The sequence below is a fragment of the Oscillospiraceae bacterium MB08-C2-2 genome, assembly GCA_035621215.1.
GTDB lineage: Bacteria > Bacillota > Clostridia > Oscillospirales > Ruminococcaceae > WRAV01.
This window is the reverse complement of record CP141729.1, coordinates 2,444,037-2,458,204: the sequence shown is the minus strand read 5'-3', so window position 1 is coordinate 2,458,204 and position 14,168 is coordinate 2,444,037. Positions and strand designations below refer to the sequence as shown.

General features: G+C 52.4%; 12 protein-coding genes. 8 read left to right on the top strand and 4 right to left on the bottom strand.

What is annotated here, in order from left to right:
* Positions 1–404: 404 nt before the first annotated feature.
* The 4 genes from U6B65_11000 to U6B65_10985 all read right to left on the bottom strand — a co-directional run bounded on the left by U6B65_11000 (position 405) and on the right by U6B65_10985 (position 4,591).
* Positions 405–1,376: a hypothetical protein gene (locus tag U6B65_11000; GenBank protein WRS26853.1), complete on the bottom strand. Its 972-nt coding sequence runs from the start codon at positions 1,374–1,376 to the stop codon at positions 405–407.
* Positions 1,363–2,526, bottom strand: a complete 1,164-nt coding sequence (locus U6B65_10995; protein WRS26852.1) for a serine/threonine protein phosphatase — start codon at positions 2,524–2,526, stop codon at positions 1,363–1,365. The genes U6B65_11000 and U6B65_10995 overlap by 14 nt, the downstream gene beginning before the upstream one ends.
* Before the next feature lie 300 nt (positions 2,527–2,826).
* Positions 2,827–4,092 carry a PBSX family phage terminase large subunit gene (locus U6B65_10990; GenBank protein WRS26851.1) on the bottom strand — a complete coding sequence of 422 codons (1,266 nt, stop codon included), beginning with the start codon at positions 4,090–4,092 and terminating at the stop codon, positions 2,827–2,829.
* Complete coding sequence (locus U6B65_10985) at positions 4,082–4,591, bottom strand: terminase small subunit (protein ID WRS26850.1); 510 nt, start codon at positions 4,589–4,591, stop codon at positions 4,082–4,084. The genes U6B65_10990 and U6B65_10985 overlap by 11 nt, the downstream gene beginning before the upstream one ends.
* 410 nt (positions 4,592–5,001) lie before the next feature.
* Here U6B65_10985 and U6B65_10980 point away from each other — a divergent pair, with 410 nt between their 5' ends.
* The 8 genes from U6B65_10980 to U6B65_10945 all read left to right on the top strand — a co-directional run bounded on the left by U6B65_10980 (position 5,002) and on the right by U6B65_10945 (position 13,984).
* Positions 5,002–5,502, top strand: a complete 501-nt coding sequence (locus U6B65_10980) for a tRNA (cytidine(34)-2'-O)-methyltransferase (GenBank protein ID WRS26849.1) — start codon at positions 5,002–5,004, stop codon at positions 5,500–5,502.
* A gap of 5 nt (positions 5,503–5,507) precedes the next feature.
* Positions 5,508–6,386 (top strand): DegV family protein, encoded by an 879-nt coding sequence (locus tag U6B65_10975; protein ID WRS26848.1) that lies wholly within the window; start codon positions 5,508–5,510, stop codon positions 6,384–6,386.
* Between the two features lie 388 nt (positions 6,387–6,774).
* The gene (locus tag U6B65_10970; GenBank protein ID WRS26847.1) at positions 6,775–7,965 is read left to right on the top strand and encodes a phosphoglycerate kinase; all 1,191 of its coding nucleotides are present in this window, start codon (positions 6,775–6,777) and stop codon (positions 7,963–7,965) included.
* Positions 7,966–8,146: 181 nt separating this feature from the next.
* Positions 8,147–8,914 carry a triose-phosphate isomerase gene (gene tpiA, locus U6B65_10965; GenBank protein WRS26846.1) on the top strand — a complete coding sequence of 256 codons (768 nt, stop codon included), beginning with the start codon at positions 8,147–8,149 and terminating at the stop codon, positions 8,912–8,914.
* 1,158 nt (positions 8,915–10,072) lie between these two features.
* Positions 10,073–11,590: a 2,3-bisphosphoglycerate-independent phosphoglycerate mutase gene (gene gpmI / locus U6B65_10960; protein WRS26845.1), complete on the top strand. Its 1,518-nt coding sequence runs from the start codon at positions 10,073–10,075 to the stop codon at positions 11,588–11,590.
* A 107-nt stretch (positions 11,591–11,697) separates the two neighbouring features.
* Complete coding sequence (locus U6B65_10955) at positions 11,698–12,354, top strand: pentapeptide repeat-containing protein (protein WRS26844.1); 657 nt, start codon at positions 11,698–11,700, stop codon at positions 12,352–12,354.
* A 125-nt stretch (positions 12,355–12,479) separates the two neighbouring features.
* The gene (locus U6B65_10950) at positions 12,480–13,073 is read left to right on the top strand and encodes a DUF4352 domain-containing protein (GenBank protein ID WRS26843.1); all 594 of its coding nucleotides are present in this window, start codon (positions 12,480–12,482) and stop codon (positions 13,071–13,073) included.
* A 284-nt stretch (positions 13,074–13,357) separates the two neighbouring features.
* Entirely contained in the window at positions 13,358–13,984 is a 627-nt protein-coding gene (locus tag U6B65_10945) for a hypothetical protein (GenBank protein ID WRS26842.1), read from the top strand.
* The last annotated feature ends 184 nt before the right edge of the window (positions 13,985–14,168 follow it).

Genomic DNA, 14,168 nt, shown 5'->3' with positions numbered 1-14,168 from the left:
GCCATTTGATTAAGCCCGAAGAAAGAGACGAAGTCTCCCTGCGCTCATGCCGCGCAGACTGGCACATCCTTTCTCTTCAATGAGAAAGGATGCAAAGAATTGCCAAGGGAGGTGCGTCCTCCCTTGGAACCCTCCCTTGCCAAAATTGGGCAGAGTCTGGGCGGAGAGGCTTCGGTCGTGCTTTTGCCGCACAGGCAGTTTCTTTCTTTTTAGGCACAAAAAGAAAGAAACCAAAGAAAAATGAGCCCCACTGCCGACAGACAATGCCGGTTACTCTTAATACTGGCTCGTGCATTGGCCGTGGTCGCAGTTTCTCTGAGACCACTTAGCCCCCTAGGCGGGCAGTCCGGCTTTTACCACCAAGGACAAGCGCCTCCATTTTTATCGGCCTAAATCCGACGCCTTTATATACAAAAAGGAGAGCTTTCTAAGCCGGGCTCCTTCTCCTTTCTTTGCACCAGCTGAGGCTCCAGCGGCAGCTGCTCCCGGGCGGCGGTGCGGAAGCTCTTCTCAAAGGAGCAAAGCTGGCTGTAATCCATCCCCGCACACACCGTTTCCAGCACAGTCTGCTCCAGCTGAGGCTGGCAGATTCCCGCCAGCTTGACCACCTCCCGGCGCAGGCGGCTCAAAGAATCCTCCCCCGCCCGGGCAAGCTGGGTCAATCGGTCATACTGCCCTTTCAGCCGCTGGGCAGCTGCCGGTTCTAAACAGGCCAAGCTTTCTTCCAGAAGCTGTTCCAGCTCTTGAGGAGTCTCCCGCCGCCCACTGCTATAAGCACCCTTGGTGACCCCGGCATTTTTCTGAGCCGGCACCGCCACAAAGGACCATTCATAGGCATCGGTAGGCTCCTCCAGCAAATGCACACACAAAGCTCCGTCGTAGGTTTTGCCTTTCTGATGGGAGCAGGGGACTTCTTTTTGGTTGGCCCCGCAGACCGAGCAGGTGATCTTTTCCACCGCACAGCCCACACTGACCTCCTTCTTGATGCCGGCATCAATTTCCAGAATCAAGTCGTGGTTTTTCTCACACCGCACCATATAGGCCAGCCCCCGCAGGTATTCATAAGGCTCTCCTGCTTGGGTAAGCCCTTCCCCCTTTTCCACACTGGTGTCAAAAATCCGGGCAGATTGGTTGTGGGCCTTGGGGTCGTGGTCAAAAACCCCGGTTTTTCCTACAAACAACTCTCCCAACCTTTTTAGCGACTGGGGGGTAAACCGCTCCATATCCCGGTCAATTTCGTTATCGCACAGCACCACCGGGAAGATAAACACCTCTTCCTGCGTCAGCGGGCGTCGGGTCAGCCGGTTGATCTTTGCCAACTGCGCCGGGGTGACCTCCATCGGCTCCAGCGCCTTTTGGGTTTCAAACCGTTTCATTCTTTGCTCCTTCCTCTCGCTCCAGCTTAGCGGCTTGGGCGTTGACTAAGCGTACATTGGCCGCCTCCAGTTCATCCTGCAAATTGATTTCCTTCCATCGGATGCTGAGGGGGCAATCCTTTCCGCCAAGGCGCAGATGCATCCGGCAGATTTTCAGGATCACCGGCTCCAGCAAAGCCCGGTAGCTTTCCAACTCAGAGGTGAGAATATCCGACTGCTGAGTGCTCATGCGCTCAGTGGTGGACCAGTGCAGACCCAGCATAAAGGGCGGAAGCCCCAGCTTGGCCACAATCTGTTCCAGCATCTGCCGAACCGGCACCTCATATTCCAACAGCTGGTTATCCGCCCCGATAACCTTAATATCCACATCCCCCACAGCCACGAAATCCCGGATATCCCCGTTTTCCCCGGCGCTCATGGCCTCGCTCCACTGCTGGGCAAGGCTGTCGGCAATTTCTGCCGCCCCCAGCCGGTCAAGGGAGCCCTCCGGCTTGCAGGTCACCGAATACCGCAGGTTGGCCACCCGGCTGAAATTCTGGCCGATGGCCCCATAAATCTTCATGAGCACCGAGGTTACAAAGGGCAGGCTTCGCAGAAGAGAGCATCCCACGGCCTGTCCGGGCTTGGGGTTAAGAGGGGTATACAAAATCAGCTGGGGATAAGCGGCAGGCTTCCAGCCGCCATCCTGCCCTTGGGTGCAGATACGCAGCTCCAGCGGATTCTCTCCCCGCTCCAGACGCACCGCCTCCAACGAAGCGTTGTAAAGAGCCGCCACTCCACTGCCATCCTTGTGGAGAAGCATTTCCCCCACGCCGTTTCCGTAGGTAAGCAGGCTGTCAAAGTAAACGGCAATAAACCGCTCCAGCCCAGCGGAGCCCGCCCCCACCTGTATTTCCCGGGAAAAACAGTCCAGCTCTTTCTGCATGGCCGGGTTTTCGCATTCCACTGTAAATCCCACTGTCAGCCTCACGATCTTTTCGATAGCGGCATCGATAATAGGCACCGCCTCCCGCATGGCTCCGTAAAGGGCGGTTTCAGGGCCGGTAAAGGGAATCTGCCCGGAAAGCAGCTCAACAGGCCCACTTTGCCGCCGCACCGTCTGAACTGTACGAGCCGCCTTTCCCGGCCTGAGCCATTCCTTAAGCTTCAAGTTTTTAACACCTCCTGGTTGTATTCTAGGGTATAGCATAGCCCTTCCCGAATAACCGGGTGCGCTATAGCGCAGGGCGGGAGAATCCCGCTCTGCGGGTGCAGACAAAAGTCTGCACCCTTTATGGGGGGCATCCAATGCCCCCCATATTCCCCCCGGTTTGCGCCGCTCCGGCGCAAAAAAAGTGGTATTCCTCCGTCGAAATCAATTCGACTTCGGAAAAATTACGATTCAAAACCATATTATCTTTAAAAGGCAAGATTGTTACGTCTACAGTCTAAGGGCGGGGCAAAGCCCCGCTCAGGCCCGGTTATCCGATCTCCGCCGTGCCGCCCGGGCGCAAAAGCCGCCTTGCTCACGTTCCATGCAGGTGGTGACAAAATAGCGGATGTCATCCATGGCATGGTCATGCTCCTTAACCGGCTTATCCTGTCCGGATGTGGTATCCCAGCGGTAAAGGGAAAACTCTCGGATGCAGTCGGCGCAGCTTTCATGAAAGAGTAGCTTGCCCCCTCGCAAAGCCTCCCCCACCCGGGCAATACCGGGCAGCACCTGATTTTCGGCGGGAACCACCCGAAATTTCCCCCGGCGGCGCAGAGCCTGTATAAAGCTGGCGGCAGAAGGGTCGACCACCACTCGTTCGATTTTCAGCCCCCGAGCCAGCTCCTCCAAGGCATCGCAGTATTGCTCATCGGTTTTCTGCACCCCAGCTGCCCGGCTGTCGTGGTAATACTCCCGCAGCCGATACCAGATTCCCCCGGCATGACCCCACAACCCAAAGGAAGCGGGGTTCACCGTCCCATAATCGCAGGAAATGCAGTACCGGTCACAGGGCGGCGCACAGCTCACCACATGACGGGCCGGATCAAACATGGGGTATACCGCCCCCTGAGCGGCCACCCATTCCCCCAGCACATACCGGCGGTAAAAAGGCCCGGTATACAGCTTTTTGTACCGAGCGGCCACTTGAGGGGAAAGGGCAGGGTTATCCTCCATGGTGAAATGGAGGTAAAGCATATTTTTCTCTCTACTGCCCAGAATCCACTCCCGGTAAAACCAATGGAAGGGGTGCTCCGGGTTGCAGTTGAACCAGAACTTGGAACCGCTCACCGAGCACCGGGCCAGAGCCTGCTCCACAAAGGAGCGGGGCATGAGAGCCACCTCATCCAGCAAAACGCCTGCCAAGGTAATGCCCTGAATCAGTGCCGCCGAGCCTTCGTCCCGCCCGCCGAACAGATAAAACCGGTTTTTCCGCCCGCCAAAGGCAATGTCGATCCGATTGTGAGAAACCCGCTCCCGGCAGCGAAACCCCAGCTGCTCCAGCACCGGAAGCACCGGGCCGGTTACGTTGCGCCGCAGCGAGGCTATGGTTTTGCCGCACAGCGCAAAGGTTTGCCCCTCAAAAGCATAAAAGGCCCACGCAATGAAAGAAACCGTTTCACAAAGCGTCTTGCCGCTGCGCACAGCCCCATCGCAGATTACCCCCTCCCGGTTTTGATGGGGGCTCCCCCGGCACCACCAGTTGAGCACCTGAAGCTGCCGGGGTGAAAAGCGTTTAAAATGCATGTGCTTCATCCTCTCCGGGAGGCTGTTGGGGCAGGCTTTTTTCCAGCGCTGTATAGAAGGAGGCTTCCGCCGCACCTTCTCGCCCGGCACCCGCTAAAGCCGCCAAGGCCTCCAGCGCCTTGAGCCGGTCATAGAACCTGATCTCAAGCTCGCCTCCTTTGGGCCGCCTGATTTCCGAAACCATAAACAAATCCAGCTGATCCACCCGCATGCCCTCCGGTTCTGGCTCCAGCAGCAAAGTCACAGAGTCGTTGATGGGGGAAAAAGCCAGCCGCTCCAGCCCTCGAAGAGCCTTTTCGCCTAAAAGCGCCTGCTCCTCCCGGCCTAAACTTTCCAGATAGGAGGCAATTCTCTCCTCTGCCAGCAGCCGCAGACCTTCTTGCCCCGCTCGCCCAGCGGGATAGCCCGCTTGCAGGGCGGCCTCCCGGGAATTACCCAGCCGCCGGTAAAAAAGACAAAACAGCCGTTCCTTGTCTGTCAGTTTTACTGTATGTTCCACTGTCTGCCTCCTTTTTCTGTTTATGCACCGTGCTTAATCAAAAGGCCTTTCACCTATGGCTGTAAATTTTAAAAACCACCGCTTTTTGCGCAAGAAAAGTGAGGTTCTCAGAACATTTTGTTTTTTCCCATAGTTTCAGTGAGATAAGCTTCTCATATTTAGTTGATTTTTCCTTAATTATAAGAGGCTCGATTCGTCTTTGCTTCATTTTCAGCAAGCCGAAATTCCCCCGAATTTTATAGGGTTTTCCCCGGCACTTGACGCACAGCCGCATAAAGTGGTACATTATACACAGAAAGCTGGGGAAGTCCGGTCTGCTGAACGTTCTTAGCTTTTTTAAGACAGCTTATATTCCAAGGCGCTCTGGAACCCGGATCGCCCTCATTTTTTTGCAAAGGCAGGTCTTTTTGTTGCCAACCCTAAATTTAGTGCTGGTGGAGCCACAAATCCCCCAAAACACCGGCAACATTGCCCGCACCTGTGCGGTAACCGGCGCACGCCTCCACTTGGTCAAACCCATGGGCTTTACCGTAACGGACAAGCACCTGAAGCGGGCAGGGCTGGATTATTGGCACCTGCTGGATCTGCATTACCATGAAAATCTGGATGCTTTTTTGCAGGCGGCAGATGGCCCCTGCTACTTTTTCACCACCAAGGGCAAGCAGCGGTATTGCGACCCGGTTTTTGAGGATAACTGTTACCTGATTTTTGGCCGGGAGGATGCGGGCCTGCCGGAAGCTCTTTTGGCAAAGCATCCCCAGCAGTGCCTGCGCCTGCCCATGCTGGGAAATGCAAGGAGCCTGAATCTTTCCAACACGGTGGCCGTCGCCGCCTTTGAAGCTCTGCGCCAGTGGGATTTCCCCCAGCTGGAAACGGCGGGGCAGCTGCGCGATTTTAACTGGGAGGAATAGCACACGTGGAAAAAATCAAGTTTATTGTGGATTCTCCAAGCGATATTCCAGAAGAGGATCTGGCCCGCTATAACATCGATATGATGGCCGTGCCCATCACAGTGGATGGCGAAGGCTATTTTGAAAGAAAAAGCTTTACGATACAGGAGTTTTATACCGTTCTTTCTCAAAGCACCGAAATCCCCACCACCAGCCGGGTTCCTGCTTTTGATTTCCGGGATGCCTTCCATAAGGCGTGGCAGGAAGGGTATAAAACCATCATCTGTGTAACCATCAATGCAGGCGGCTCGGGTACATACCAATCGGCAGTCATGGGTATGCAGATGTTTTTTGAGGAAAACCCCCAGGCCGTGGAATCCATCGCTTTGCATGTGCTGGATTCCAAAACCTACACCGTCGCCTATGGCTGGCCTGTGATGGAAGGGGCCAAAATGGCGCAGGAGGGCCGTTCCTCCGCAGAAATTTTGGAATTTATGCAGGAATGGTTTGATTCACTGGAAATCTATCTGGCCACCTACACCTTGGAATATGCAAAGAAATCCGGGCGCATTAGTGCCGCTGCGGCTTTTGTAGGCGATGTTCTGGGTCTTCGCCCTATTATTTCTATGATTGATGGCACCACCAAGGTGGTCGAAAAGGTTCGTGGCGAGAAGCAGGTTATCCCCAAGCTGCTGGAACTTTATGAGAAGCAGTGCACCGATTCCAAAGCCCCCTGCTTTATCGTAAAGGGTTCTGTGGATGAATACGCCGACCAGCTCAGCGCCCTTTTTATGGAAAAATACGGCTGGGCTCCCCCGGTTTACAACGCCGGCGCCTCAATTGTCATCAATTCCGGGCCTAAAATTGTGGCTTTGGTATGTAAAGGCAAAAAAAGAACAAAATAAAGGATATGGGCACATTTTCGCCTTAAAACAGACAGAAATCCGTGGTGGCTTATTCTTTGCAAAAGTTTTATCAATCCTGTGAGAATTTGACTTGAAAAAAGCGCCGCAATGCTTTACAATATCTGTGGTTTAAATTCTATTTATGCGAAAAAACGGGTGTTTTCTTTTTCTTCTGTGCTATCACAGTTGGTTAACTTGAAAACACTATAGTGTTTTCAAGCTGCGGCGTATGCCGCACGCCGCCTTTTGGCGGCGTTAACCTTGCTGCATAGTCAATTCCACGCCATAGCGTGCCGGCGGGCAAAAGCCCGCTGGATCAAAATCCGATCGGATTTTAATATTGGTTGACTATATATTATTCTGTATTATTATGAAGGGTGGATTTTGAATGACTTCTCTAGGCAAAAAGACCGTCGAGGATATTGACGTCAGCGGCAAAAAGGTATTGGTGCGCTGCGATTTCAATGTCCCTTTAAAGGACGGCGTTATCACCAACGATAAGCGGATTGTGGCGGCTCTGCCCACCATCCAGTATCTGATAAAGAAGGGTGCAAAGGTAATTCTCTGTTCCCATCTTGGCCGCCCCAAGGGTGAGGTCAAAGCCGAGTTTTCGCTGGCCCCCTGTGCGGCCCACCTTTCTGAACTGCTGGGTCAGGAAGTCATTATGGCGAAGGATGTAATCGGTGAGGACGCCAGAGCCAAGGCCGCTGCTCTGAAAGACGGCGAAGTTCTCCTGCTTGAAAATGTCCGCTTCCATAAGGAAGAAACCAAAAACGATCCTGCTTTTGCCAAGGAGCTTGCTTCCTTTGGTGAAATCTTTGTCAACGATGCTTTCGGCACCGCTCACCGGGCCCATGCTTCCACTGCCGGTGTTGCCGATTATCTGCCTGCTGTCTGCGGCTACCTGATCCAGAAAGAAATCCAGTTCATCGGCGGCGCTCTGGAAAACCCCAAGCGTCCCTTTGTGGCCATTCTGGGCGGCGCTAAGGTTTCCGATAAGATCGGTGTTATCAACAACCTGCTTGAAAAAGTCGATACCCTCATCATCGGCGGCGGCATGAGCTACACCTTCTTCAAGGCCCAGGGTCTTGAAATCGGCACTTCCATCTGCGAGGATGACAAGCTGGATCTGGCTAAGGAACTGCTGGAAAAAGCCAAGACTAAGGGCGTTAACCTGCTTCTGCCTGTGGATGATGTTGTAGCTGACCGCTTTGACGAAAATGCCGACACCCAGACCGTTGCCTCCAATGCCTTCCCTGTCGGCTGGATGGGCATGGATATCGGCCCTGAAACCCAAAAGCTGTTTGCAGATGCAATTAAAGGCTCCGGCACCGTTATTTGGAACGGGCCTATGGGTGTGTTTGAAATGGATAAATTTGCTAAAGGCACCAATGCTATTGCCAGCGCTGTAGCCGAAAGCGGCGCCATCTCCATCATCGGCGGCGGCGATTCCACTGCGGCTGTCACCAAGCTGGGCTTTGCCGATAAAATGTCCCACATTTCCACCGGCGGCGGCGCCACTCTGGAATATCTGGAAGGCCTTGAGCTGCCCGGTATCGCTTGCCTGAACAACAAGTAATATTCTTTCGACCTTTCCAGCAAGCATAAATTTAGAATTCAGAGTCGGAGAAGGCCTTGCCTGATCCAGCAGTTAAGGCACGACAGCGTTTGCTTTTCGTGCCTTGCTCTTTAGGGCGTTGTTTCTCCTCCGTCTGTTCTGTCCGTACCTTGAACCCTGTAAACATAAAGGAGAGAGTGCCATGAACAAGCAGAAAAGACAGGCAGTTATTGCCGGCAACTGGAAAATGAATAAAACCCGCCCCGAAGCCAAGGCTCTGATCAACGAGCTGGCTCCTCTGGTTAAGGATGCTGACTGCGGCGTGATCGTATGCGTTCCCTTCACCAATCTGGAAACCGCTCTGGATGCCGTCAAGGGCACCAACATTCAGGTGGGCGCACAGAACTGCCACTGGGCAGCTTCCGGTGCTTTTACTGCCGAGATTTCCGCCGGCATGCTGGTGGAAATGGGTGTCGGCTATGTTGTAATCGGCCATTCCGAGCGCCGCCAGTTCTTTGGCGAAACCAACGAGACTGTCAAAGACCGCACCCGTGCCGCTTTGGATGCAGGCCTCAAGGTTATCCTTTGCGTTGGCGAGCTGCTCAACGAAAGAGAGCAGGGCATCACAGAGGAAATCTGCGGTCTCCAGACCAAGATTGCTTTGGGCGGCGTTTCCAAGGATGAGCTGAAAAACATCATCATTGCCTATGAGCCTGTGTGGGCTATCGGCACCGGCAAAACCGCAACCTCCGAGCAGGCTGAGGAAGTTTGCGCCTACATCCGTTCTGTTGTTGCCAAGCTCTACGATCAGGATGCAGCCGAAGGCCTGACCATTCAGTACGGCGGCTCCATGAACGCCGGAAATGCGGATGAGCTTCTTTCCAAGGTCAACGTAGACGGTGGGCTCATCGGCGGCGCTTCTCTCAAGGCTCCCGATTTTGCCGCTATTGTTGCTGCTGCCAGCAAATAAGGAGACTTCGTCTCTTACCTCAGGCTTAAGTGAGTAGAAACTGTTTGCTCAGCGCTCGATGGGAGACTTCGTCTCTTACCTCAGGCTTAAGTGAGTAGAAACCGTTTGCTTCGCACTCGATGGGGAGGCTTTGTCAGTAAAATCCTTGCCCTTGTGCTCAATGGCGAACCTTTTGTCAGCTTATTTTACAATTAAGGCAAGCCTTTTTCTTTGTTACCTTTCTTTTCTTAAAAGAAAGGGTGCCCGTGCGGCACAATCACGACCTAAGCTGAACGCATCCAACTCTGCTGAATCTGGGCAGGGGAGGGTTCCAAGGGGGGATTCACCCCCCTTGGCAATTCTTTGCAACCTTTCTCATTGCAGAGAAAGGTTGTGCCAGTCTGCGCGGCATGAGTGCAGGGAGGCTTCGTCTCTTTCTTCGGGCTTAAGTGAAAAGGAACTGTTTGCTTCGCACTCGATGGGGAGGCTTTGTCAGTAAAATCCTTGCCCTTGTGCTCAATGGCGAACCTTTTGTCAGCTTATTTTACAATTAAGGCAAGCCTTTTTCTTTGTTACCTTTCTTTTCTTAAAAGAAAGGGTGCCCGTGCGTCACAATCACGACCTAAGCTGAACGCATCCAACTCTGCTGAATCTGGGCCGGGGCGGGTTCCAAGGGAGGATTCACCCCCCCTTGGCAATTCTTTGCCACCTTTCTCATTGCAGAGAAAGGTTGTGCCAGTCTGCGCGGCATGAGCGCAGGGAGACTTCGTCTCTTACCTCAGGCTTAAGTGAGAAGAAACCGTTTGCTTCGCACTCGATGGGGAGGCTTTGTCAGTAAAATCCTTGCCCTTGTGCTCAATGGCGGACCTTTTGTCAGCTTGTTTTGCAATTAGGGCAAAAGTACCGATAAAATTCCCATTGCTCTTTAATGTGTTGGATGCCAATTCCACAAAGCAAAGCTTGAGTTGGTTTTCTTTTGCAACCTTTTCTTTATTCTAAAAGAAAAGTAAGCGTCTTTGCGGGGGGAGGCTGACGGCCTTTCTCCGCTTTTTATCTTTTTCAGCGAATTAGGCGGGAGGCTTCAAACCGATCTGTTTGAAGTCCTGCAGGTTCTTTTCCTGTGGTTTCCTGCATATCACACTGTTATTTTATCTTGATTTCCGAAAGGAGCATACTATCATGAAAAGTCCTTTAGCTCTTATTATCATGGATGGCTTCGGCTTTAATCCCAGCGAATACGGCAACGCCGTCAAGGCGGCTAAAACGCCCAACTTGGATCGTTTTCTTGCTTCTTCCCCCAATATCCAGATCGGTGCTTCCGGCATGGATGTGGGCCTTCCCGATGGGCAGATGGGCAACTCTGAGGTGGGTCACACCAACATCGGTGCAGGCCGTATTGTCTATCAGGAGCTGACCCGTATCACCAAATCCATAAAGGATGGCGATTTCTTTACACAAAAAGCCCTGCTGGATGCTATGGAAAACTGCACCAAGAACAGAAAGAGCCTGCACCTCTTTGGCCTTCTTTCGGATGGCGGTGTTCACAGCCACAATTCCCACCTGTATGCTCTGCTGGAAATGGCAAAGCGTCAGGGTGTGGAAAAGGTGTATGTCCACTGCTTTATGGATGGCCGTGATGTTCCCCCCACCTCCGGCAAAGGCTTTATTGCCGAGCTTCAGCAAAAAATGCAGGAAATCGGCGTGGGCAAAATTGCTTCGGTCATCGGCCGCTACTACGCCATGGACCGTGACAACCGCTGGGATCGTGTGGAAAAGGCTTACAGCGCCATGGTTTACGGCGAAGGCAGCTTTGATACCGATCCTGTGGCTATGATGGAAAAATCCTATGCCGATTCGGTTACCGATGAGTTTATCGTTCCCACTGTCTGCGACCGGGAAGGCAATATCCAAGCTGGTGACAGCGTTATTTTCTTCAACTTCCGCCCCGACCGTGCCCGTGAAATCACCCGCACCTTGGTTGATCCTGATTTTGAGGGCTTTAAGCGCCGGGATGACAACCTAAAGCTCCACTATGTGTGCATGACCCAATACGATGCCACTATGCCCAATGTGTATGTGACCTTCCATCCCCAGTCTTTGGCCAACACCTTTGGAAAATACATCTCCGAAAAGGGTCTGCGCCAGCTGCGCATTGCAGAAACCGAGAAATATGCCCATGTGACCTTCTTCTTCAACGGCGGCGTGGAAGCCCCCTATGAAGGCGAGGATCGGGCTTTGATTCCTTCCCCCAAGGTAGCCACCTATGACCTCCAGCCGGAAATGAGCGCCCCCGAGGTAACCGAGGAGGTTCTCAAGAGACTGGATACCGGCAACTACGATGTGATCATCCTTAACTTTGCCAACTGCGATATGGTTGGCCATACCGGTGTATTTGATGCCGCTGTCAAGGCTGTGGAAACCGTGGATGACTGCATGGGTCAGGTGGTCAGCAAGATTACCGCAATGGGCGGCGTAGCTCTCATCACCGCCGACCACGGCAACGCCGACCAGATGTATGAGCCGGATGGCTCCCCTTTCACCGCTCACACCACCAACCCTGTCCCCTTGATCTTAGTGGGCCGTGATTGCACTCTGCGCACCGATGGCGGCTGTCTTGCCGATCTTGCCCCCACTATGCTGCAGCTTTTGGGCCTGCCCCAACCTGCTGAAATGACCGGCCGCTCCCTGATCGTCTAGTTTTCCCCTTTTCTTCTGTATGTTTAACCGCCTAAGTGCGGAAAAGGCGATTCCTTCCGGTTATCTGGAGGGCATCGCCTGTTTTTCTTAACAAGGAGTGTATTGCTATGCTCAAACCGGCCCTTCCCGATTTCACTTCTTTCCAGCCCATTTCCGTTGAGCCTGAGAGCTTTGATTCCTTTCTTAAAAATGCCTTGGAGGATGGAGATGTATGGAACACCCAGTTAAGTCGGCTCTCCCAGCCCCAGCTTGCATTAGCAGGGCTGGATTGGAAGGAATGCCTGCTTGAAAATTGCCGTCTCACCGGCTCTTCCTTTCAAAGAAGCTCCTTTGACCAAGTCCTGTTTAAAAATTGTGACCTTTCCGGCGCCAAATTTACCGACTGCGTGTTCAACAAGGTGGTTTTTGAGGGCTGCAAGCTGACCGGAACCCTGCTTTTTGCAGCCGCCTTTCATCAGACTATTTTCACCGATTGCGTGGCGGAATATGCCACCTTTACCAAGGCAAGAGCCAAGGGACTGTGGTTCGAAGCCTGCACCCTGACAGATGCTCGGCTGGATGAGCTTTCCGGCAAGGCTCTGGGCTTTGATTCCTGCAATCTGAGCCGTGTCAGTTTTCAACATACACCCCTTGCAGGTGTTGATGTTTCCAACAGCGATATCGCCGGGTCACTTTTTACAGAAAAGGAGCTGAGAGGGCTAAAGGTTTCTCCCATGCAGGCCTGTGAACTGGCAAAATTGCTGGGAATAGTCATATCATATTAGCATGAAAAGCTCTGTCATATTGTGTTGATATTTTTCTCATTTTATGCTATTATGAAAAAGTAAGCCCCGGCATATTTCCCTTATGCCGGGATTTTGCACGAGTACATATAATAGGAGATTAAACAATGAAACGATCGCTTTTTCTCGCAACCACTCTTTTGTGCCTGAGCCTTGTGCTGTCAGGCTGCAGCAATCTTTCTTCTGCACTGGATGAAGCCCTAAGCCCCAGCTCTGCCAGCAGCAGCGGTGCTACAGGCGCTTCCACCACCGACGATGGCCGTGAAGTAGGCGGCTATGTGGATGGCCGTATGGGCGATACCCTAAGCACTGCTTTCTTTTCCTATGAGGTCACCGATGCTTATTATGCCGATACCTTTGAGGGCCAATCCCCCTCTGAGGGCACAACCTTTGTGGTGGCCAAAGTCAAGATCAAAAACACCTTTGGGGATGAAATTCCCATGTGGGCCAACGAGTTCCAGATTCAGTGGAATGATGAAGGTGACTTCTCTTTGCCTATAGCAAACTTCCATGAAAGCCAGATGGAAGATGAGTATGTGATGAAAAAGGGCGAGACCTTGGAAGCCCTCTGCGTTTTTGAGGTTCCTGTTGCCACTGAAAAAACCGAATACAGCGTCAGCTATCTGGAATACTACGAGGACGATGTAGAAGGCAACGTGTTCTTCCTTTACTTTGATCTGGATCCCACAACAAAGGCTTAATAATCGGCCTGCACTATGCCTGATTTAAAAAAGATAGGGCCGCACATAAAGTGTGGTGCCTATCTTTTTTACAGCCTTTTCTTTGTCAGCTTCCTTTTTCGAATGGTGTCCGCCTTATGCGCAGGGCGATTCGCTCACTTCGTTCGCTTCCGCCCTAAATGCACAATTATACCATAACGCTTCGCTTTTATGGTATAATAACTGCAAAGCAGATATTATACCGCTTTATGCGCAGGGCGTAATATCTCAAGCACATTTTAATTTTACCTATTGTGGAGGAACCTATGAAAAACTGGATTACCCTTGTTCTCTCTCTGCTGCTTGTCTTTTCTCTGGCAGCGTGCAGCACCAGTAACCAAGCTGCTTCTTCTTCGGAAGCGGAATCCTCGCTGGAAGAAAGCCTTCCACCAGCCGTTGAGACTTCTCTTCCGTCACAGGAGGGTTCTTCCGAGGCTGATATTTCCGAAACCTTCCCCTATCCTGAAATTGAAGGCTTTAACAAGCAGGAGATGCCCGGCTTTGTCTCCTATTTTTACCCCGACAACCAGCGTACCGGCATAGTCGCACTGGTTTTGTCGGCTGAGGCAGAAAAGCTCAAAAGCTTCGGCAGCCAAAGCAACGAAGCCACCGATGAAATCAATGCCGTTCTTCGCCAATATATCGGCTCTATGATCCCGCAGGAAACACCTCCCGGAGCTTTTGTAGAAGTCGGCGGCAAAACGGTGTATGAGATCCGTGTCACCATGGAGCCGGCTGAAGATAACAACCTTGAAGCCACCACTTCCCTGCTGGCCTACGCCATTCCCTCCGCAAAGGAGCAGGCCATTGTGATTGCCATGGGCACAGCCCCTACGGAAACAGCCGCCCCCATGGAGGCGGGTATTACCCATTTTATTGAGCAAATCCAATGAAGGTGCATCCAATGCCCCCCATATTCCCTACGGATTGTGTCAATTCGACACAGGAAGAATTACGAATAGTCATGTCTGCCGTTTGTTCGATAACACCAATGAATAAAAGATTCGTCTAAGTCTTTTTGTTCTTTCATAAACACAAGCAGAAACGCCTCAGGCGGATTGTAAAAATCCAGCCTGA